This window comes from Rhodoplanes sp., assembly GCF_013377085.1.
Lineage (GTDB): Bacteria > Pseudomonadota > Alphaproteobacteria > Rhizobiales > Xanthobacteraceae > Rhodoplanes.
In genome coordinates this window covers 12,909-33,876 of the sequence record NZ_JACAAX010000016.1, presented here as the reverse complement: position 1 = coordinate 33,876, position 20,968 = coordinate 12,909, and the positions used below count along the sequence as shown (strand labels likewise).

22 protein-coding genes are annotated in these 20,968 nt (G+C 68.9%); 10 read left to right on the top strand and 12 right to left on the bottom strand.

Annotation, left to right across the window (positions count from 1 at the left end; all coding sequences use genetic code 11):
• From HXX10_RS13155 to HXX10_RS13140, 4 genes are read left to right on the top strand one after another with little or no spacing between them, the layout of a single operon-like run.
• A complete protein-coding gene (locus HXX10_RS13155; protein WP_296522768.1) occupies positions 1–993 on the top strand; it encodes a tripartite tricarboxylate transporter substrate binding protein in 993 nt (330 codons plus the stop codon).
• Positions 990–1,469, top strand: coding sequence for a tripartite tricarboxylate transporter TctB family protein (locus HXX10_RS13150; protein ID WP_296522767.1), 480 nt, complete (start codon positions 990–992; stop codon positions 1,467–1,469). The genes HXX10_RS13155 and HXX10_RS13150 overlap by 4 nt, the downstream gene beginning before the upstream one ends.
• On the top strand, positions 1,469–2,968 hold the full coding sequence (locus tag HXX10_RS13145; RefSeq protein ID WP_296522766.1) for a tripartite tricarboxylate transporter permease: 1,500 nt from the start codon (positions 1,469–1,471) through the stop codon (positions 2,966–2,968). Before HXX10_RS13150 ends, HXX10_RS13145 begins: the two co-directional genes overlap by 1 nt.
• Before the next feature lie 20 nt (positions 2,969–2,988).
• Positions 2,989–3,384, top strand: coding sequence for a DUF4440 domain-containing protein (locus HXX10_RS13140; protein WP_296522765.1), 396 nt, complete (start codon positions 2,989–2,991; stop codon positions 3,382–3,384).
• A gap of 222 nt (positions 3,385–3,606) precedes the next feature.
• On the opposite strand, the gene HXX10_RS13135 is transcribed toward HXX10_RS13140, so the two are convergent.
• The 7 genes from HXX10_RS13135 to HXX10_RS13105 form a co-directional block, all read right to left on the bottom strand.
• Positions 3,607–4,578: an ABC transporter substrate-binding protein gene (locus HXX10_RS13135; protein ID WP_296522764.1), complete on the bottom strand. Its 972-nt coding sequence runs from the start codon at positions 4,576–4,578 to the stop codon at positions 3,607–3,609.
• 506 nt (positions 4,579–5,084) lie between these two features.
• Positions 5,085–5,666, bottom strand: coding sequence for a YqaA family protein (locus tag HXX10_RS13130; protein WP_296522763.1), 582 nt, complete (start codon positions 5,664–5,666; stop codon positions 5,085–5,087).
• A gap of 264 nt (positions 5,667–5,930) precedes the next feature.
• A complete protein-coding gene (gene hisE, locus HXX10_RS13125; protein WP_296522762.1) occupies positions 5,931–6,308 on the bottom strand; it encodes a phosphoribosyl-ATP diphosphatase in 378 nt (125 codons plus the stop codon).
• Positions 6,309–6,456: 148 nt separating this feature from the next.
• Complete coding sequence (locus tag HXX10_RS13120) at positions 6,457–6,894, bottom strand: hypothetical protein (protein WP_296522761.1); 438 nt, start codon at positions 6,892–6,894, stop codon at positions 6,457–6,459.
• Between the two features lie 231 nt (positions 6,895–7,125).
• Positions 7,126–8,655, bottom strand: a complete 1,530-nt coding sequence (locus HXX10_RS13115; protein WP_296522760.1) for a tripartite tricarboxylate transporter permease — start codon at positions 8,653–8,655, stop codon at positions 7,126–7,128.
• A 3-nt stretch (positions 8,656–8,658) separates the two neighbouring features.
• Positions 8,659–9,102 carry a tripartite tricarboxylate transporter TctB family protein gene (locus tag HXX10_RS13110; protein WP_296522758.1) on the bottom strand — a complete coding sequence of 148 codons (444 nt, stop codon included), beginning with the start codon at positions 9,100–9,102 and terminating at the stop codon, positions 8,659–8,661.
• A gap of 142 nt (positions 9,103–9,244) precedes the next feature.
• On the bottom strand, positions 9,245–10,237 hold the full coding sequence (locus HXX10_RS13105) for a tripartite tricarboxylate transporter substrate binding protein (protein WP_296522757.1): 993 nt from the start codon (positions 10,235–10,237) through the stop codon (positions 9,245–9,247).
• A 337-nt stretch (positions 10,238–10,574) separates the two neighbouring features.
• Here HXX10_RS13105 and HXX10_RS13100 point away from each other — a divergent pair, with 337 nt between their 5' ends.
• A complete protein-coding gene (locus tag HXX10_RS13100) occupies positions 10,575–10,877 on the top strand; it encodes a DUF1330 domain-containing protein (RefSeq protein WP_296522756.1) in 303 nt (100 codons plus the stop codon).
• Between the two features lie 103 nt (positions 10,878–10,980).
• Here HXX10_RS13100 and HXX10_RS13095 read toward each other — a convergent pair whose 3' ends face one another.
• The 3 genes from HXX10_RS13095 to HXX10_RS13085 all read right to left on the bottom strand — a co-directional run bounded on the left by HXX10_RS13095 (position 10,981) and on the right by HXX10_RS13085 (position 13,450).
• Complete coding sequence (locus tag HXX10_RS13095; RefSeq protein WP_296522754.1) at positions 10,981–11,607, bottom strand: hypothetical protein; 627 nt, start codon at positions 11,605–11,607, stop codon at positions 10,981–10,983.
• Between the two features lie 128 nt (positions 11,608–11,735).
• Positions 11,736–12,593, bottom strand: a complete 858-nt coding sequence (locus tag HXX10_RS13090) for a shikimate dehydrogenase (protein WP_296522753.1) — start codon at positions 12,591–12,593, stop codon at positions 11,736–11,738.
• Positions 12,590–13,450: a fumarylacetoacetate hydrolase family protein gene (locus HXX10_RS13085; RefSeq protein WP_296522752.1), complete on the bottom strand. Its 861-nt coding sequence runs from the start codon at positions 13,448–13,450 to the stop codon at positions 12,590–12,592. The genes HXX10_RS13090 and HXX10_RS13085 overlap by 4 nt, the downstream gene beginning before the upstream one ends.
• A 224-nt stretch (positions 13,451–13,674) precedes the next feature.
• Between HXX10_RS13085 and HXX10_RS13080 the strand changes: the two genes are divergently transcribed.
• The 5 genes from HXX10_RS13080 (at position 13,675) to HXX10_RS13060 (ending at position 18,726) form a co-directional block, all read left to right on the top strand.
• Positions 13,675–14,592 carry an NAD(P)-dependent oxidoreductase gene (locus HXX10_RS13080; RefSeq protein ID WP_296522750.1) on the top strand — a complete coding sequence of 306 codons (918 nt, stop codon included), beginning with the start codon at positions 13,675–13,677 and terminating at the stop codon, positions 14,590–14,592.
• Positions 14,593–14,931: 339 nt separating this feature from the next.
• Complete coding sequence (locus HXX10_RS13075; RefSeq protein ID WP_296522748.1) at positions 14,932–15,885, top strand: cyclase family protein; 954 nt, start codon at positions 14,932–14,934, stop codon at positions 15,883–15,885.
• Between the two features lie 180 nt (positions 15,886–16,065).
• Complete coding sequence (hisD, locus tag HXX10_RS13070; protein WP_296522747.1) at positions 16,066–17,373, top strand: histidinol dehydrogenase; 1,308 nt, start codon at positions 16,066–16,068, stop codon at positions 17,371–17,373.
• A 170-nt stretch (positions 17,374–17,543) separates the two neighbouring features.
• Positions 17,544–17,939 carry an MAPEG family protein gene (locus tag HXX10_RS13065; RefSeq protein ID WP_296522746.1) on the top strand — a complete coding sequence of 132 codons (396 nt, stop codon included), beginning with the start codon at positions 17,544–17,546 and terminating at the stop codon, positions 17,937–17,939.
• Positions 17,940–17,955: 16 nt separating this feature from the next.
• Positions 17,956–18,726 (top strand): SDR family oxidoreductase, encoded by a 771-nt coding sequence (locus tag HXX10_RS13060; RefSeq protein ID WP_296522745.1) that lies wholly within the window; start codon positions 17,956–17,958, stop codon positions 18,724–18,726.
• A gap of 103 nt (positions 18,727–18,829) precedes the next feature.
• Here HXX10_RS13060 and HXX10_RS13055 read toward each other — a convergent pair whose 3' ends face one another.
• Both HXX10_RS13055 and HXX10_RS13050 read right to left on the bottom strand, forming a co-directional pair.
• Positions 18,830–19,789, bottom strand: coding sequence for a C-terminal binding protein (locus tag HXX10_RS13055; protein WP_296522744.1), 960 nt, complete (start codon positions 19,787–19,789; stop codon positions 18,830–18,832).
• A gap of 75 nt (positions 19,790–19,864) precedes the next feature.
• Positions 19,865–20,848, bottom strand: coding sequence for a D-glycerate dehydrogenase (locus tag HXX10_RS13050; RefSeq protein ID WP_296522742.1), 984 nt, complete (start codon positions 20,846–20,848; stop codon positions 19,865–19,867).
• Between the last annotated feature and the right edge of the window lie 120 nt (positions 20,849–20,968).

Below are 20,968 nucleotides of genomic sequence, written 5' to 3'. Positions count from 1 at the left end.
ATGAGCAAGATCTTGACGACGCCCGGGTGGAGCCGGCGGACCATGCTGAAGGTCGCCGCCGGGACGGCGGCGGCCGGGCTGATCGGCACCCGCAACGCGCGCGCCGCCTATCCGACCGAGCCCATCACCGTGATCGTGCCGTATTCGCCGGGCTCGACCGACCAGCTCGTGCGCATCCTCGGCATGCAGATGGAGAAGATCCTCGGCAAGCCGGTGGTGGTGGAGACCAAGCCGGGCGCGGGCGGCTCGGTCGGCACCAACTATGTCGCCAAGAACGCCAAGCCGGACGGCCACACGCTGCTGTTCGCCGTCACCTCGGTCCAGACGGTCGCGCCGCACCAGAACAAGCTGCCTTACGGCTTTGCCGACCTGCGCGGCGTCGCCCAGGTCACCACCGGCCCGAACATGATGGGCGCCTATCCGGGCGCCGCCTTCAAGGACCTCAAGTCGCTGATCGCGTATGCCAAGGCCAATCCCGACAAGGTGACATACGGCAGCGCCGGCACGGGCGGCGCCACCCATCTGGCCGGTGCGGCGTTCGCGCGCGCGGCCGGCATCAAGCTCAACCACATTCCGTTCCAGGGGGTGACGCCGGCCGTCACCGCCACGGTCGGCGGCACCGTCGATCTGGCGCTCGGCTTCGCCCAGGCGATCTGGCCGCAGGTCGAGGGCAAGCGCCTGATCGCGATCGCCCAGTTCGGCGACACTCGCGCCAAGGTGATCCCCGACGTGCCGACCATCCGCGAGGCCGGCGTCGATCTCGCCATGCCGCCGCGCGTCGGCTTCCTCGCGCCGGCGAAGACGCCCGACGAGGTCGTCGCCAGGATCGCCGACGCCGTCAGGCAGGCCAGCGCCGCGCCCGAGTTCGTCGACTTCGCCAAGCGGGCGCTGGCCGAGGTCGACGTGACCGGACCGGATCAGTTCCAGCGCGATCTCGAGGCCGAGGACAAGTTCTATCTCGGCCTGCTGCGCGATCTCGGAATGGCGAAATGATCGTCGCGCCCGCGATCTCGCGCGATCTCGTCGGCGGCGTGGCGTTCCTCGCCGTCGGCCTCCTGACGATCTGGCTGGCGACCGACCTCGACGTCGGCACGCTTCGCCTGGTCGGGCCGGGGGCGATGCCGATCGCGGTCGGGGTCGCGATGATCGGCCTGGCGGCGGCGCTGATCGTGCGCGCGGTTCGCCGGCCCGAGGCCGGCGTCGTCGAGGAGGAGCCGCCCGACACCTGGGGCTACGCCCGCGTCGCGGCCGTCATCGTGCTGATCGGCCTGTTCATCCTGGTGCTGCCGGTCGCCGGCTTTCTGATCTCGAGCTTCGCCCTGATGTATGTCTTCTACGCCATCGGGATCGGACGCCCGTTCAGCCGGTTTGCGCTCGTCGCCGCCGTGGTCTCGTCGCTCGCCGCCTATGGGCTGTTCGTGCTGATCCTCGGCGTGCGGCTGCCCGCCGGGATCCTGGGAGGACTTTGATGGACGGTCTCATCGGCGGGTTCATCACGGTCCTGCAACCCTACAACGTCATGTTCTGCTTCCTGGGCGCGCTGATCGGCACGCTGATCGGGGTGCTGCCCGGTCTCGGCCCGAGCGCGTCGATCGCCATGCTGCTGCCGCTCACCGTCGGCCTCGAGCCGGTGACGGCGATCATCATGATCGCGGGAATCTATTACGGCGCCAGCTACGGCGGCTCGACCACGGCGATCCTGGTCAACATCCCGGGCGAGGCGCAGAGCGTGATGACCTGCATCGACGGCTATCAGATGGCGAAGCAGGGCCGCGCCGGCCCGGCCATCGGCATCGCCGCGATCGGATCGTTCATCGCCGGAACGCTCGGCGCCGTCGCCATCGCGCTCATCAGCATGCCGCTGGTCGAGTTCGCCATCAAGTTCGGGCCGCCGGAGTATTTCGCGCTGATGCTGCTCGGCTTCGTCGTGCTGCTGGTGCTGGCCAAGGGCTCGGTGATCAAGTCGCTGGTCATGATCCTGGCCGGGCTCCTGCTCAGCATGGTCGGGCAGGACGTCGTCACCGGCGAGCCGCGGTTCACGTTCGGGATCACCGAGCTCGCCGACGGCGTCGGCGTCGTCGTGATCGCCATGGGGATGTTCGGCCTGGGCGAGATCTTCTACAACCTCGAGCGTCTGTCCCAGCGCAGCGTGCAGATGGTCCCGATCAAGCAGCTCATGCCCTCGCGCGAGGACTGGAAGCTGTGTGCCGGTCCGATCGCGCGCGGCTCGGTGCTCGGATTCCTGATCGGCCTGTTGCCGGGCGGCGGCGCGACGCTCGCCTCCTTCGTGTCCTACGGACTGGAGAAGCGGCTGTCGGCCCATCCCGAGCGGTTCGGCAAGGGCGCCATCGAGGGCGTCGCCGGGCCCGAGACGGCCAACAATGCCGGGGCGGCCGGGTCCTTCATCCCGCTGCTGACGCTCGGCCTGCCCGGAAACCCGGTCACCGCCATCCTGCTCGGCGCCTTCGTGATGTACGGCGTCGCGCCGGGGCCGCTGATGATCCAGAGCAAGCCGGAGGTGTTCTGGAGTGTCGTGGCGTCCATGTATGTCGGCAACGTCATGCTGCTCCTGTTGAACCTGCCGCTGATCGGCGTCTGGGTGCAGCTCCTCAAGGTGCCGTACAAGATTCTGTACGCGCCGCTGATCCTGTTCATCCTGGTCGGCGGCTACTCGCTCAACAACAGCGTGTTCGATCTCGGCCTGCTGCTGTTCTTCGGGCTGCTCGGCTACGGCTTGCGCAAGCTCGCGTTCGACACCGCGCCGCTGATCCTCGCCTATGTGCTCGGCGGTGCGATCGAGCTCAACCTGCGGCAGACGCTGATGCTGGGCCGAGGCTCCTGGGAGTTCCTGCTGGACCGGCCGATCGCGCTGACGATCCTCGTGTCCACCGCGGTCATCGCGGTTCTGCCGCTGTTCTCGGTGGTGCGCAAGGTGCTGTCCCCGGCGCGTGCCGTGAACGAGCTGTGATGGCCTGACGGAGGGAAACCATGCGGTCGATCGAGTCAGGCGAAGCCGCGCTGACCCTGGTGAAGGACTATCTGGCGGCGATGCAGCGGCGCGACTGCGCGGCGGCATCGGGCTGCCTGACCGAGGGCGCGGTGCTGACCTTCCCGGGCGGCGTGCGCCGCGAAGGGGCGGCCGCGATCGCCGCCGGCTCGGCGTCGCGTTATCGCCGCATCGGCAAGACGATCGAGGCCTGGGAGGTCTCGCGTCAGAACGACGCCTGGGTCGTCTACTGCCGCGGCATGCTGTTCGGCGAATGGCCGAACGGAACGCCCTTTTCCGACATCCGCTTCATCGACCGCTTCGAGGTCGACGCGCGGGGGATTCGTCGTCAGGACGTGTGGAACGACGCCGGGGAGCATCGCGCGGCGCCCGGCTGATCGCGATCACGCGAGCCGTCGAGAGGTCGCGGCCCGGGACACGAGGTCCCGGGCAGGGCGGTCTCATACGCTTTCCGGATGATGGGGTCGCCGTCATTCCGGGGCGCGCCGAAGGCGCGAACCCGGAATCCATCTGCAAACTCTGCATTCTCGACTGGATTCCGGGTCCGGCGCTCCGCGCCGTCCCGGAATGACCAGCGAAGGGATCACCCGGATCCGGTCTCACATCCCGGCGATCGCCTTCTGATAGTAGGAGAGGTCGATGTAGTCCGCCGCCGGCTTGGTCGGCTTGCCGGTGTGGCGGGCGCGCAGCGCCAGCACGTTCTCGAAGCCCTTCATGTCGAAGGCGGCGTCCTTGCTCATGCCGGTCATCAGCGCCTCGTAGCCGGCGGTCGCGATGTCCTCGGGCATCTTCAGGTTGTCGGCGACGAGCTTGACGGCCTCGGCCTTGTTCTTCGGGTCGGCGGCCCAGCGCATTCCCTCGACATAGGCCGAGAGATACTTCGTGAGCGTGTCGGCGTTGGCGCGGCCCCAGGTGGCGAGCACGAAGCCGGCGGAGGCCTGGTAGGGGCCGATCGTCTTGGTCGCCTCGCCGAGATCCTTCAGGCCGCCCTTGGCGGCGCGCAGCGAGAACGGCGGGTTGAGCATGGTGCCGGCCATGGTCTTGTCGGCGAGCAGCGCGTCGGCCCGCTTGAAGGTCGCGCCGACGATGGCGATCTTGTAGTCCTTGTCCTTCTCCATCCCGGCGAGCCGCAGCATCTCGTAGAGCTGGAACGCGTAGGCCGTGTTGGGCGCGTCGACCGCGACGGTTTTGCCGCGCAGATCGGCGACCGAGCCGATCTCGGGCTGGACGAACAATCGGTTCATGCCGTCGTCGCCGCCGATCACGATCTTGGCGTCGACATTGGCCATCTCGACCATGGCGACCGAGTTGTCGGCGGCGGCGTGGACGATCTGGAAGCGGCCGTCGGCGAGGCCGTTGCGCAGCTCGTCCGAGTTCGGCGCGATCTTCATGTCGACCTCGAGGCCGCGCTTGGCGAAGAACCCCTTCGCCTGCGCCGCGAAGATCGGCAGGTTCTGCATGCCGGCGAACACCATGATGGTGAGCTTGGTCTGCGCGACCGCGGGGATCGATCCGGCCAGGAGGGCTACGGTCGCGGCGGCGAGGGTGAGGGTTCGGACTCCACGCGTCATGGATGCTCCTTGTTGGTCTTGTGTCTCGTGGCGGAGAGATGATCCGCGCCGGAGAGGGGGCGGCGGGAGGCGGCGCGGCGGCGGGTCAGACGGTCCGGGCGGTCGTCGGTCGCGAGGCGCCGGGCGGCGCGCCATGCGGGCGGGCCCGCCGAGGGGTGGCAGGCAGGCAGGATGGTTCTGGCAGGGGAAATGCAGTCACGTCGAGGCCTCCCGGACGGCAAATCTGCGTTCGCCTGGAGGCACTCTAGATCGTTTTCGCGCCGAGGGGGAACCGGAAACCGGGGCGGATGCGCCATGGCCACAGGCGGGTTATGGATTCCGAGGTCATTCCGGGACGGCGCACCGATCCCGGGTTTACCCGGGATCGGCATCATATCGTGCCGAAGTCGGTTGCAGCCGACTTCGGAGCGCCGGACCCGGAATCCAGCCATGCCTTCGGAGATCGCCGCTGGATTCCGGGTTCGCGCTTTCAGCGCGCCCCGGAATGACGGCGAACGGATTTGGTCTCACATGACGTAGAGGGCCGCGACGATGCCGCCGATCAGCACCACCAGGAACACCGTGAACCAGAAGCCGAGGCGCTTCTCGATCGCGGCGCGGGCCTGCGGGCCGTAGCGGTCGAGCAGGAAGGCGCTGAGGAAGAAGCGGGCGCCGCGGGTGATGCACGAGAGCAGCACGAACAACGGGAAATTATAGCCGGCGAAGCCCGACGTGATGGTGACGATCTTGTAGGGGATCGGCGTCACGCCCTTGATCAGGATGATCCAGGAGCCCCAGCGGGCATAGGCCTCCCGGAACGCCTCGACCTTGTCGCCGTAGCCGTAAAGGCTGATCAGCCACAGCCCGACCGAGTCGTAGAGATAGGCGCCGATCGCGTAGCCCAGCATGCCGCCGAACACCGAGGCGACCGTGCACACGGCGGCGTAGTAATAGGCCTTGTCCGGGCGCGCCAGCGCCATCGGGATCAGCATCGTGTCGGGCGGGATCGGAAAGAACGAGCTCTCCGCGAACGAAACCGCGCCGAGCGCCCATGCGGCGCGCCGCTTGCCGGCTGCCCCGATGCACCAGTCGTACAGCTTTCTCAACATGGCGCCTGCTTAACCGGCGCGTGTGACAATGTCCATGCGGGGCCTCCGGATGCTGGCGCCACCAAACGCGAGGCCGTGCTCGAGACGATCAAGCGGGACAGCGAGCGAGCCTCACGCATGGCGTCATCGCCGGGCTTGACCCGGCGATCCATCATCCTGCGAACAAAGCGTTTTTGCGGAGCGTGATGGATGTGCGGGTCGAGTCCGCGCATGACGGTTTTGTGCGCGCGGCACGACGCAGGAGGCGGTCGGTTGCCCCGCGGCTCACCCGCGCTTGCGGGCCTGGGCGGCGGGGCGCTTGCGGCGGGCCTTGGGGGCGCGCTTCGGGGCACGCTTGGCGAGCTTCTCGGCGATGCCGTAGAGGCGCTCGCGCCGCTGCATCTCCTTCCACACCTCGACCGGCTTGACGCCGACCGAGGCCCACAGGACCGTGAGGTTGTAGACGAGGTCGGCGCTCTCGCGCACGACATTGTCGTGGTGCTCGTCCATCGCCTCGATGATCACCTCGGCGGCCTCCTCGACCAGCTTCTTGGCGATCTTGGCGCGGCTGGACCGCAGCAGGCGCGCGGTCCGGGAGCTCGCCGGACGGGCTTCCGCCTCGGCCATCACGGCCCGGAAGAGTCGATCGATCGAATCAGCCATGCCCAACCATAACGGTCCGCGGCGACCGGGCTACTACGCACCGCCGGAAGCAACAAAAAAATGGCGCTGCGAGGCAGCGCCATCACGCATCGCGATGTCTGTGCCGGGCGGTCGCGCATGGCGCGCGTCGCCCGGCCGGCCGCCGGCCTCACCAGCGGCCGTAGCCGCAGCCGAGGGTATTGCCGCAGCCGCCGTAGCCGCCGTATCCGCCGTATCCGCCGTAGGCGCCATAGGGTGCGTAGCCGCCCCCACCGTAATAGCCGTAGGGCGCCGGCTGATAGTAGTTGCGCTGGTAGCTGCTGGCGGCGGCGATGCCGGCCGCCGTCACGGCGGCGGCGCCGAGCGCCAGGGGCACCCCGGCCCCGCCGCGATAGCCATAGGCCCGGTAGCCGCCCCGATAGGCGCCTCCCCGGTAGACGCCGCCCCGATAGGCGCGGCGCTGCGCGCTCGCGTCCACGGTCCCGGCACTGAGATCCGGCGTGTCGCTCTTGGCCGGCGCCGCAGTGGCGGGCGCGAAGCCGAAGCCGGCCACTGCGATCGCCGCGGCTGCGACCGTGATGATGCCCTTGGTGTTCCTCTTGCCCATGTGATCCTCTCGTTGCTCCGGGGGGTCCGGAGTGTCGGCTTGGCGGCGGGGGATTCGAGGAGCGCGACAGCGTCCGGATGGACGCTCGGGATACGCCCGACCCTTCCCGACCCGATGGAAGGGCGCCGGCAGTGACGCACCGGCGCGGTGAACCAAGACAATGCGCGATTGTGGAGTTGGTTCCGCGGGCCCAGCCGAGAAATTGCCAAGCCGGTTCTTCGAGCCGGCCGGTCAGGCGGCATCGCCGGCTTCCTCGGCGGCGAGCTTGGTGCGCCAGTCGCGCCGCCGCCGCAGGATCGAGAGGGCGGAGAGCACCAGCAGCGCCGCGCAGAGGCCGAGCAGCGCTGCGGCGATCGGCCGCTGCACGAAGATGCTCCAGTGGCCGTTCGACATCACCAGCGACTGTCGCAGGCTCATCTCCAGGATCGGCGCGATCACCAGGCCGAGCACCAGCGGCGCCGGGTCGAAGTCGAACTTGCGCAGCAGATAACCGGCGACGCCCATGATCAGCATGATCCAGACGTCGACGATCGAATGGTTCACCTCGTAGACGCCGAGGATGCAGAACATCACGATCAGCGGGTAGAGATACGCGTAGGGGATGCGCAGCACGCTGACGAACAGGCCGACCAGCGGCAGGTTCAGCGCCAGCAACATCAGATTGCCCACATACATCGAGGCGACGAAGCCCCAGAACACTTGCGGATGCTCGGTGACGAGCTGCGGGCCGGGCGGGATGCCGTGGATCAGCAGCGCCGCCATCAGCACGGCGGTGACCGGTCCGGTCGGCAGGCCGAGCGCCAGCATCGGCACGAACGCCCCCGTCGACGCGGCATTGTTGGCGGACTCCGGCCCGGCGACGCCGGCGACCGCGCCCCGGCCGAAGTCCTCCGGGTTCTTGGCGAGCCGTCGCTCCAGCGCGTACGACAAAAAGCTCGAGATGATGTGGGCGGAGCCCGGGACGATGCCGATGATGAAGCCGAGCACGCTGCCGCGGGCGATCGGCGCCGCCGCCTCGCGCCACTCGGTGCGGCTCGGCAGAAGATCGCGGAGCCGCGGCGACACCACCTTGGTCGTCACGCTGCGGCTCGGGGTCGACAGGATCTCGCCGAGCCCGAACAGGCCGACCGCCACCGGCACGATGCCGATGCCGTCGCCGAGCTCGGGGATGTCGAAGGCCCAGCGGAAATGTCCGGTCATCACGTCGATGCCGACCATTCCGAGCAGCAGCCCGACGCTTGCCATCAGCAACGTGCGCACCAGCGAGGTCGACGACATGTAGGCGAGGAAGACGAGGCCGAGCACCAGGAGCGCCGTGAACTCCGGCGGCCCGAAGCGCAGCGCGAAGGCGCCGAGCGGCGGTGCCACCAGCGTCAGCATGATCACGCCGAACGTGCCGGCCACGAACGAGCCGACCGCGGCGATGCACAGCGCCGCGCCGCCGCGGCCTTTCTGCGTCATCGCGTAGCCGTCGATGCAGGTCATCACCGAGGCGGCCTCGCCCGGGATGCGCATCAGGATCGAGGTGGTCGAGCCGCCGTATTGCGAGCCGTAATAGATGCCGGCCAGCATCACGATCGCCTTGGTGGCGTCGAGCCCGAACGTCGCCGGCAGCAGGATGCTGATGCCGGCGAGCGGCCCGATGCCGGGCAGCATGCCGACCAGCGTTCCGACCAGGCAGCCGACGAACGCATAGAGCAGCACGTCCGGCTGCAGCGCCACCGAAAAGCCGAGCAGCAGACTGTCGAGGGTGGAGTCCACGGGCTACGACCAGGGAACGGGCGGAAGGGGCGTCTTCAGCAGCATCGCGAACAGCAGCCAGGCGACGGCCGTGACGCCGATGCTGAAGGCGGCGGCAGCGACGATGTTCCGCCGCTCGACCAAGCCGACGAGACCGAACAGCAGCAGCGGCACCGTGATCAGGAAGCCGAGCCGCGTGTAGAGCGCCGTCGCGATGGCGGTGGCGACGACGACCCGGATGGCGTGGTCGGCGTCGCTCCAGTGGTCGGCCGAGAGGGACGGGCCGGCGGTGCCGCGCACCAGCAGCACGCCGCCGAGCACCATCACCAGGCCGATGGCGATCATCGGCACCATGCCGGCGCCGGGCATCGCCAGCGAGCCGACCGGCAGGTCGCCGCTCGACGCCCACAAGGCGGCGCCGAGCCCGACGAAGGCGCCGCCGGCGACGGTGTCGCGCTTGAGCCTCATGGCAGGCTGGCCCGGATGGGTGACCAAGCCGCACCGTCATCGCCGGGCTCGACCCGGCGATCCATCGTTTCGAAACGACGATGCCGTCTTCTTTTGATGGATGCGCGGGTCGAGCCCGCGCATGACGCCCTTGTGTGCCCCCTCATCCCTCCACCTTGCCGATGCTGCGCACCGCGTCCTCGATGTGGCGCGCGTCGGCGTCCCAGAAGGTCCTGAACTCCGGCTGGTCCTGATAGGCGACGTCCTGGCCGAGATTGGTCATCGCCTGCCTGAAGGCGTCGCTCGCCGCCGCCTGCCGGGTGACGTCGCGCAGTTTCGTCACGATCGGCTCGGGCGTGCCCTTGGGCGCGAACAGGCCGACCCACAGATAGTATTCGAGGTCGTAGCCGAGCTCCTTCATGGTCGGCACGTCGGGCCAGGCGGGGGCGCGGGTCGCGCCGAAGGAGGCGAGGGCGCGCGCCTTGCCGGCCTTCATCTGTCCGCTCGCCGCGGCGATCGACGACACCAGCGCCTGCGCGTTGTTGCCGACCAGCGCGGTCAGGGCCGGACCGCCGCCATTGGTCGGCAGGTGACGGATCTGCAGGCCGGCCGCCTTCATGAACAGCGCCATCGGCAGATGCAGCGCGCCGTACAGCCCCGACGACGAGAACAGCAGCTCGTTCGGTCGCTTCCTGGCGTCGTCGACGAACTCTTGCAGCGTCTTGTAGGGCTGCTGGTCGTTGACGATCAGCACGCAGGGGTCGGCGATCAGCCGGGCGACCGGCACGAAGTCGTCGCGGGTGAATTTCGGCTTGCGGCCGAACAGCCGGTCGACCTCGGCGAAGCCGGAGATCGAGACGAGATGCATCAGCAGCGTATAGCCGTCCGGCTTGGCACTGGCGGCGACCTGCGCGCCGACGGCGCCGGCTGCGCCCGCCTTGGTCTCGATCACCATCGGCTGCCTGATGATCGGCTCGACCACGGCCGCGAAGGGGCGCGCCACCACATCGGCGGCTCCCCCCGGCGGGAACGGATTGATGATCGTGATCGGGCGGCTCGGGTAGTCCTCGGCGTGTGCCGGACCGAGTGACAGTGCGGGAACCGAAACGGCGGCGCCGAGCATCAGGCTCCGCCGGTCGAGACCGGGGGTGCTCACGTGGTCTTCCTCCCTGAACCGGCGTTGTCCGCCGTTTTCGTCTGGTCGTTTTGATCGTGGACGGTGTGCGGCGCAGCATCGAGGCTGGTCGGTCCGTCTCGTCCGTCATGGTAGCGAGCGTGGAGGCGCGGTCAACAGAACACGAGCACGACGGGGTGGAGGCGGGCGCCCTTTGCATGCCAGGTGCGGGCGGTGCGGCGTGCCGCCGCGATGCAATTCTGCGTGCGGCCCATGCGGTCTCGGCTTTTGACATCGCCGGTCCGGCGACCGAACCTCCGCGCTTCTGTCGCCACCGCGTTCCTCGTCGCCATTGCTTTCATCCACCAGGGAGACCGCGATGCCCGCCTACTGGGTTGCCCGCTCCAAGATCAACGATCCGGTCGAGTACAAGAAGTACACCGACCTCGTTCCCGGCATCATCAAGAAGCACGGCGGCAAGGTCTTGGCACGCGGCGGGCGTTATCAGATCATGGAAGGGCCGGAGAAGTTCCAGCGCTTCGTGGTGATCGAGTTCCCGACCTTCGAGCAGGGCGTCGCCTGCTTCAAGTCGCCCGAATATGACGCGGCCGCAAAGTTCCGCCGCGGCGGTGCCGGCGAGGTCGAGACCATCGTGGTCGACGCCGGCGACGCGACGAAGTGAGATCAAAGCACCTGCGACGCTCTCCGCTTCACCTCTCCCCGGCGGGGAGAGGTGGGCGGCGGCTCATCGAGAACAGACCATCTCGCGTGAACAGAAAGTCGCCTCACATCGGCGGGGTGACGCCACGGCCGACATTGATGGCGGGGGCCCGCCAGCGACCGTCCGGCTGCAGGGTGGCGGCCGAGATGATGATCTCGGCGCCCGGCTTCACCTCGTCGCGCCGGCCCGGCGCATAGGCGACCACCGGCGTGTCGGGCGGCACCACGATGGTCTTCTCGCCGTCCTTGTACTTGACCGTGAGAAGCTCGCCGTCCTTGCCTTCCGCCAGCACGGTGTCGACGGCGGCGTTGGTCATGGTGCTGTCGGGCTTGAGATCCCAGGGGCGATGACCCTCTCCCACACCGCGCTGCTGCTCGGTGAAGATGTGGATGGCGATCGCCCGCTGGCGGCCGTCAGGCTGCGGCATCGCCGTCACGCCGATGTAGCGCCCCGGCTTGACGTCGGCGATCGAGGCCTTCTCCAGCGCCATCACCCGGGCGTCGTCGGCGAGATCGACCGACGCGGTGCCGCCCTCGCGGGTGCGGATGGTCAGGGTCTTGCCGTCGACGGCCGTGATCTGGCCGCGGATGCGCGCCGTCTGGGCGGCCGGCTGCGCCGACTGGGCGAAAGCCGTGCCGGCCAGAACGGCGGCGAATGCGGCGCCGGCGAGCGTCTTGACGAGGGATGCCATGGGGGTGGGCTCCTGCGGTGCGGGGCGTGCAGGATGGCGGATCGGCCGTGCGGCCGCAACTCGCCGTCACTCCGGGCCCGCTGACTGACGCCCGCACCCCCCGGGATGACCAGGATATCGCCGTCGGCCTAGACCTTGGCGGGCGCCAAGAGGTCCGTCTCGACCAGCTTGCGCAGCTCCGGCGTCACCTCCGGCGTGACGCCGAACCACAGCGCGAAGCCGCGCACCGCCTGATGCAGCAGCATGCCGAGGCCGTCGGCGCGGCGCAGGCCGCGCTCGCGCGCGGCCGCGAGCAGCGTCGTCTCCAGCGGCGCATAGACGAGGTCGGCGACCACCGCATTGGCCGCCAGCCGGCCGAGCCCGAAGTCGAGCGCCGGCTGGCCGACCATGCCGAGCGTCGTGGTGTTGACCAGGAGCTGGGTGGCGCCGAACAGGCCGCGCGCCTCCTCCCAGCGGATCGGGTGGACCGCCGAGCCGAACCGGTTGGCGATCGTCTCGGCCCGGCCGGGCGTGCGGTTGGCGACATAGATGCGCGACACGCCGCGGTCGATCAGGCCGTAGACGACGGCGCGGGCCGAGCCGCCGGCGCCGAGCACCAGCGCCGTCTCGATGCCGCGGTCCCAATTGGGCGCCGAGGCGTCGAGATTGGCGATGAAGCCCTCGGCGTCCGTGTTGGTCGCCCGCAGCCTGGTGCCGTCGAGCCACAGCGTATTGGCGGCCCCGATCTTGCGGGCGCGCTCGTCCGGCATCGTCAGGGCGAGCACGGCCTCCTTGTGGGGCAGCGTGATGTTGGCGCCCACATAGCCGCGCTCCGCGAGCCCGGACAGGAAATCCTCGAGCTCGGCGGCCGGCACCGCCTCGATGCGGTAGTCGCCGGCGATCCCGTAGGTCGCGAGCCAATGGCGGTGGATCAGAGGTGAGCGGGAATGCGCCGCGGGCCAGCCGATGACGCAGGCTGCCCGCATGCCAGACGTGGCATCCGTCATGGTTCGTCGATCACCTCGTTGCGCAGGACGCCGATCTCGGGGACCGCGACCTCGACCACGTCGCCCGGCTCCAGCCAGCGCGGCGGCTCGAACCGCGCCCCCGCCCCGACCGGCGTGCCGGTGACGATGACGTCGCCGGGCATCAGTGTCGCGAAGATGCTGACATAGGCGATCAGCTCGGCGAAGCCGAAGATCATGGCGGCCGTGGTGGCGTCCTGGCGCAGCTCGCCGTTCACCCGCGTGGTGAGGCGCAGCGGCTCCCGGCCGTCGATCTCGTCGGCCGTGACGATCCACGGGCCGAGACTCCCCGAGGCGTCGAAATTCTTGCCCGGCGTGATGTTGCGCGAGCCGTGGCGCAGCCAATCGCGCACCGTGCCCTCGTTGCACAGCGTATAGCCGGCGACATGGTCGAGCGCCGTCTCGCGCGGGATCCGCCGCCCGGTGCGACCGATCACCAAGGCGATCTCGCCCTCGTAGTCGAGCTGATCGGATTCGCGCGGCCGCACCAGCGGCTGCAGGTGGCCGACCAGCGACCCCGGGGTGCGGAAGAACAGGTTGGGGAACTTCGAATCCTCGGCCGGGTCCTGGTACTCGCCGGGCCGGCCCGAATAGTTGATGCCGACGCAGATGATCTTTTCCGGCCCGACCACCGGCGGTAGGAAGCGGATCTCGCTCAGCGGATAGTCGGGCCGCACGCCCGAGGCGCCGGCCCGCAGCTCGTCCAGCGCCCCCTCGCGCAGCACGTCGAGAAGCGTCGGGAAGCGCGGTCCCATGCGAAGCCGCATGTCGACCACCCCGTTTCCGACCACCGCACCGAACCCGGACCGGCCGTGCGTGACATAGCTCGCGAGTCGCATGCCCCGTCCCCCCGAATCGTCGGTCGCACACAACACCGGTCCCCGCTCCGGCGCAAGGCGGCGGGGGACGGCCGCCCCCTTCGATTTCGCCGCACCGGCCCGGCCGGGGCCCCGGCCGGACCGGCCCATTCGCCGCAACCCCTTCGCAACCCCTTCGAAAAGCGATCCGATCGCGCTATGAACCGGCACCCTGCCCGCTTAACCCGGAGCCGCCGGCCGCCCCCATGAAAGCCCTGTTCATCGACTGCAATCACCAGCTCGAGCCCGTCTTTGCCCGGGTGCACCGCCCCGACGACCCGCCGATCGGCGTCAACACCATCCCGTTCGGGACGGCGGACCTGCCGCGGCTCCTGGCCGGCTGCGCCATCTGCCTGGACGACCATTCCTACATGCCGACCGAGCAGGTCGCCGCCTGCCCGGACCTGCGTCACATCGTCTTTCTCGGCACCGGCGCGGCCAGCTACATGGACGTTCCCGCTCTCGCCGGGCTCGGCGTCACGGTCCATACCATCAAGGGCTATGGCGACACCGCGGTCGCCGAGCACACCGTCGCCCTGATGTTCGCCTGCGCCCGCGACGTCGCCCGCATGGACCGCACCGTCCGGGCCGGCATCTGGAAGCCGCTCGAAGGCATGCAGCTCCTCGGCAAGACGCTCGGCATCGTCGGCCTGGGCGGCATCGGCCGCGAGGTCGCCCGCATCGCCTCGGGACTGGGGATGAAGGTCATCGCCTGGAACCGGACGCCGCGGCCCGACGCCGGCGTGCCGATGGTCGGCCTCGACGAGCTTCTCGCGAGCGCCGACGTGGTGTCGCTCAATCTCGTCCTCAACGACGAGACCCGCGGCCTCGTCGATGCCCGTCGCCTGGGCCTGATGAAGCCCGGCGCCATCCTGGTCAACACGGCGCGCGGCGCCCTGGTCGACGAGGCGGCACTGCTCGACGCGCTGACCAGCGGCCGACTGCGCCACGCCGGGCTTGACGTCTTCCATGCCGAGCCGCTGAAGGCCGACCACCCGCTGACGCAGCTCGACAACGTGACGCTCACGTCGCACGCCGCCTTCCGCACCGCCGAGGCGTCCGAGACGCTGCTGCGCCGCGCCATCGACATCGTGCGGGGGATCGTCGGGACGACGGCCGGGTAGGTCGGAGTTCGCCTTACCGGCTCCGTCAATCCACCGCCCCTGTGCAGATTACCCTCGAGACACCGGGGTTGGGTTCCGGGCTCGGCCCTGCGGGCCGCACCGGAACGACGGAGGGACGTCTCGCCCTCTCCCCTCCGCGGCGTTCGGCCGCGGCGCCCCGCCCGGCGGCCGAACGCCGTCGCCGGCCGCGAACGACCAGCGATTAGCCCGTTTCCATCCGTAGACGGGCGGCCAGGACCGCGCCAATATCGACATTCTGAACGGGGAGCGCCCGCACGGGCGCCGACGGCGGTGCGGCGTCATTCGGCCGCCCGTCACGACGACACCAAGGACAAACCGATGAACATCAAAGTCGGCAAGCAGGCGATCGCCGAAGCTTCGCAAAAACTGAGCAACTGGGGACGCTGGGGCAAGGACGACCAGATCGGCACCCTCAACCACGTCTCGCCGGAGGACATCGTCAACGCCGCCTCGCTGATCCGGGCCGGCAAGACCTTCGCGCTCGGCATCCCGCTCGACCGCAACGGCCCGCAGACCGGCCTGTTCGGCGGCCGCTTCAACCCGATCCACCAGATGCTGGCGACCGGCACCGACGCGGTGGCCGGCCAGCAGGACTGGAACAAGATCCGCTACGCCGACGACACGCTCAATCTGTGCGTCCAGGGCGCCACCCACTGGGATGCGCTCGGCCACGTCTTCTACGAGGACAAGGCCTATAACGGCCACGACGCCAAGCTGATCGATTCGCGCGGCCTCGCCGTGCTCGGCATCGAGCATTCGAAGAACAAGATGGTCGGCCGCGGCGTGCTCCTGGACATCGCCCGGTTCCGCGGCGTCGACTGGCTCAAGGACGGCGAGGCGATCTCCAACGACGAGCTGAACAAATGCGCCCGCGCCCAGAACGTCGAGATCCGCAAGGGTGACTTCGTCATCGTCCGCACTGGCCAGATGGAGCGCTGCCTCAGCGAAGGTCAGTGGGGCGGCTTTGCCGGCGGCGACGCGCCCGGCGTGCGGTTCGAGAACTGCTACTGGTGCCAGGAGCACCAGATCGCGGCAATCTGCTCCGACACCTGGGGCGTCGAGGTGCGGCCGAACGAGACCGACGAGGCCAACCAGCCCTGGCACTGGGTGGTGATCCCGGCCATGGGCCTGTGCATGGGCGAGATGTTCTATCTCAAGGATCTGGCCGCCGACTGCGCCGACGACGGCGTCTACGAGTTCTTCTTCTGCGGCCCGCCCCTGATCATCACGGGCGGCACCGGCTCGCCGATCAACCCGCAGGCGGTCAAATAAATAAAAGCCACGATCAGAGTCCCGTCATTCCGGGGCGCCGCGCAGCGGCGAGCCCGGAATCCATACACACAGACCGGGGTTATGGATTCCGGACAGCCGACCTTCGGCCGGCTTCCGGAATGACGACGCCGAGAGCAGGGACTGCATAACCAACAACGACGCCACAATGGGAGGCCGATCATGGCCCGTTATCTCAAGCGCGGCATGGACGCGAGCGCCATCAAGGCGGCGGACGATCAGGTCCGCAAGACCGTGGAACACATCCTCGCCGACGTCGAGGAGCGGCGCGACGTGGCGGTGCGCGAGCTTTCGGAGAGGTTCGACGGCTGGGCACCGGAGAGCTTCAAGCTGAGCCCGCAGGAGATCGAGCGCGCCATCGCGCAGGTGCCGAAGCGCGACCTCGAGGACGTCAAGTTTGCTCAAGCTCAGGTGCGCAACTTCGCCCGGAAGCAGCGCGACACCATGACGGATCTCGAGGTCGAGACGCTGCCCGGTGTGATCCTCGGCCACCGCCACATCCCGGTCGACAGCATCGGCTGCTACGTGCCGGGCGGCCGCTACCCGATGGTCGCTTCCGCCCACATGTCGATCGTCACGGCCAAGGTGGCCGGCGTGCGGCGCATCACCGCCTGCGCGCCGCCGTTCAAGGGCGGGCCGCATCCGGCCATCGTCGCGGCCATGCATTTCGGCGGCGCCGACGAGATTTTCGTGCTCGGCGGCGTGCAGGCGGTGGCCGCCATGGCGCTCGGCACCGAGACGGTCGCGCCCGTCGACATGATCGTCGGCCCCGGCAACGCCTTCGTGGCGGAGGCCAAGCGCCAGCTCTTCGGCCGCGTCGGCATCGACCTTCTGGCCGGGCCGACCGAGACCCTGATCATCGCCGACGACACGGTCGACGGCGAGATCTGCGCGACCGACCTTCTGGGCCAGGCCGAGCACGGGCCGAACTCGCCGGCCGTGCTGATCACCAACTCGGAAAAGCTCGCGCGCGACACCATGGGCGAGATCGAGCGGCTGCTGAAAATCCTGCCGACCGCCGAGCTCGCCGGCAGGGCGTGGGCCGGATACGGCGAGGTGATCATCTGCGACTCCTACGAGGAGATGGTGACGGAGGCCGACCGCGTCGCCTCCGAGCACGTCCAGGTGATGACCCGCGACCCGGACTTCTTCCTGAACAACATGAAGAACTACGGGTCCCTCTTCCTGGGGCCGCGCACGAACGTCGCCTATGGCGACAAGGTGATCGGCACCAACCACACGCTGCCGACCAAGAAGGCGGCGCGTTACACCGGCGGCCTGTGGGTGGGCAAGTTCATCAAGACCTGCACGTACCAGAAGGTTCTGACCGACGAGGCCTCGGCCATGGTCGGCGAGTACGCCTCGCGGCTGTGCATGCTGGAGGGTTTCGTGGCCCACGCCGAGCAGGCGAATGTCCGCGTGCGCCGCTACGGCCACCGCAACGTCCCCTACGGCGAGGCGGCGGAGTGATCTACGCCCGCTTCCGCTTCACCTCTCCCCGCTGGGTAGAGGTGAAGGCAGTGCTACCCGGCGGCCGAATGGTGCGATGACACACGGCGATCGCCGCGCCATGCTGGTGTTCCGCATGGACGGCGGACGCGCGGGCCACGCCCGCGCCGTGACACACCACGGAGACGGCCATGGTTCCGACGATCGTGCCCGGCTATGCGGCGATCCTTGCTTTGATCTTCATCGCGCTCTCGGTGCGGGTGATTCGGCTGCGGCGGAGCACCCGGGTGCCGGTCGGAACCAGCCGCAATGCCGAGCTCGAACGCGCCGTCCGGGTGCACGGGAACTTCGCCGAGTACGTACCGCTCGCGCTGCTGCTGCTCGCCTTCGCCGAGATGCAGGGTTTCCCCGGATGGTCGATCCACCTGCTTTGCCTCGCCCTGCTGATCGGCCGCTCCATCCACGCCTACGGGCTGTCGCGCCAGAACGAAGACTTTCGGCTGCGCGTCGCCGGCATGGCCATGACTTTCACGGTCGCAGGCCTCACGAGCGCGATGCTGCTGGCTCGCGTCTCACGCATCCTCTGATCACCCGGACAGGACGATGACAATCGAACTCCCCAAGACTCCGTCGTTCCGCGTCGACGGCAAGCGGGCGCTGGTCACCGGCGCCGGACGCGGCATCGGGCTCGCGGCGGCCGCGGTGCTGGCCGAGGCCGGCGCCCATGTGACGCTGGCGGCCCGCACGGCGGCCGAGATCGAGGCGGCGGCCGCGGCGATCCGGGCGCGCGGCCACAGCGCCGACGCGCTGGTGCTCGACGTCACGGATCTCGATGCGATGGAGAAGGCGCTTGCGGCGCGCGGCGCCTACGAGGTGCTGGTCAACAATGCCGGCATGAACCGCCCGGCGCTTCTGGCGGACGTGACGGTCGCCGACTTCGACACCATCTTCAATCTCAACGTCCGGGCGGCCTTCTTCATGGCGCGCGCCGTGGCCTTACGTCTGGTCGCCGAGAAGCGGGCCGGCTCGATCATCAACATCTCGTCGCAGATGGGCCATGTCGGCGCGGCGCGGCGCACCATCTACTGCGCCACCAAGCACGCCATGGAGGGTTTCACGAAAGCGATGGCGGTCGAGCTGGCGCCGCACAATGTGCGGGTCAACACCATCGGGCCGACTTTTCTGGAAACACCGATGACCAAGCCGTTCTTCGAGAACAAGGCGTTCCGCGACGAGGTGACGACCAAGATCAAGTTCGGCCGCGTCGGCCAGCTCGACGAGGTGACAGGCGGGATCCTGTTCCTCGCCTCCGACGCCTCGTCGTTGATGACCGGCTCCGCCCTGATGCTGGACGGCGGCTGGACGGCGGATTGAGCGACGCTCTGCGGCCGAGAATTCGGCGCAAGCCCGAGCCACCCTTTCACCCTCCCCTCCAGGGGAGGGTGAAACTAAGCCGGCTCGTGGCCGACGACGTTGATCACATCTTCACCGGATAGACGGGCTTCTCGCCGGAGAGCACGCTGGCGACGTCCTTGGCGCATTTGGTCTCGAGCTCGAGCAGCGCCTCGACCGAGTAGAAGCCGGTGTGCGGCGTGATCACCACGTTGCCGCGGCCGAGCAGCTTGGAGTCCTTCGGCAGCGGCTCGGTGGTGACGACGTCGAGGCCGGCGGCCGCGACCTTGCCCGAGTCGAGCGCGCGCACCAGCGCGTCCTCGTCGATCAGCGGACCGCGCGCCGTGTTCACGATCATGACGCCCTGCTTCATCTTGGCGAAGGCGTCGTCGTTCACCAGGCCGCGGGTCTGCGGCATCAGCGGCGCATGCACCGAGATGAGATCCGAGCGGGCATAGAGCTCGTCCAGCGTGACGCTCTCGACCTTGGCGGCGTCGAACATCTCCTTCGGCAGGAACGGGTCGGAGGCGATGACCTTGAAGCCGAACGACTGCGCCTTCGGGGCGAGCGAGCGCGGGATGCCGCCGAAGCCGATCAGGCCGAGCGTCTGGGTGTTGAAGCGGCGCAGCGGCACCACCACGGGCATCTTCCACTCGCCGCTCTGCACGGACGTGTTGGCCAGCGGGATTTTCCGCGCGATCGAGAGCAGGAGGGCCATCGCGTGGTCGGACACCTCGTGCAGGCAGTAGTCCGGCACATAGGTGACGACGATGCCGAGCTCCTTGGCGGCCGGGATGTCGATATTGTCGACGCCGAGGCCGAAGCGGCCGATCACCTTCAGCTTCTTGCACTGGCGCAGCAGATCGCCGGGCAGCTTGGCGTAGGTGACGAGAATGCCGTCGGCGTCCTTCGCCTCGGCCAGGATGTCCTCGGCCGACGCGCTCTTGGCCTGCACGACGATCGGGTCGAGGCGCGCCAGCGCCTCCTTGGCGGGATCGAGCGACGGGAACGGGCTGTCGCAAACGACGATTTTGATTTTGCTCATGGATCGGCTCCGGTCGTGGCAGGCCTTGTGACGCTCACCCGGTCGACGACCGGGCATCGGGGTGTCGGGCCGGGATCAGGTCACCGGGCCCGCAAAGTCGAACAGATTCGGCGGTGTCGTGCCTTGCGCGAGCGCCACCGCATTGGCGGCGACGATAAGCGCCATCTCCTCGCGCAGATCGACCACGGCGCTGCCGAGATGCGGGGTCAGCACGACATTGCTCAGGGCGAGCAGCTCGGCCGGGACGTGCGGCTCGTGCTCGAACACGTCGAGGCCGGCGCCCGCGATGGTCCCGCTCTGGAGCGCCCGGATCATCGCCTGCTCGTCGACGATGGGCCCGCGCGACGTGTTGACGAAATACGCGGTCGGCTTCATCAGGGCGAACTCGCGGTCGGCGATCGAATGGCGGGTGTCGTCGCGCAGCGGCGAGTGCACCGAGACGATGTCGGACTGACGCAGCAGGTCGTCGACCGAGGCATAGACGATCTCGGCCTCGCGCTCCTCCGCCTCCGGCTTGCGCCGCGGCGTCGAGTACAGGACCTTCATGTCGAAGCCGCGGCACCGTTTCGCCACCAGCTTGCCGATGCGGCCGCCGCCGCCGATCAGCCCGATGGTCTTGCCGGTGACGCCTAGGCCGGCCAGGTAGTTCGACTGTCCGCCCGGATAGATGCCGGCGCGCAGCAGCCGGTCGCCATCCAGCACCCGGCGGGCGCAGGCGAGGATCAGCGCCATCGCCATGTCGGCGGTGGCTTCGCTCACCATCGGCGGGATCACGGTGAGCGGGATGTTACGCTTCTCCATCGCGGCGACGTCGATGTCCTGCGGGTGGATCGCCATGGCGGCGATCCCCTTCAGGTTCGGATTGGCCGCGATCACGTCGGCGTCGACCTTGTCGTGCATCAGGCAGAACAGCACGTCGGCCCGCTTGACGCCCTCGATCATCGACGCCTTGGCGATCGGGGCGGTGGCGTCGGGATGCACCTCGACGTCGGCGACGGCGCGCATCAGCGCGATCGCAGACGTCGCGATTGGCTGGGTGACGAAAATCCGGGGGCGCATGCCTGCATCCACTGTGAACGGGACGGCGTGCACGGGACGAGGTGCACGGGACGAGGTGAAAGGAGCGACGTCGAGAGGCGAGGCCGTCGCGGCAGGATTTCAGGACGTCGCGGCGTCGAA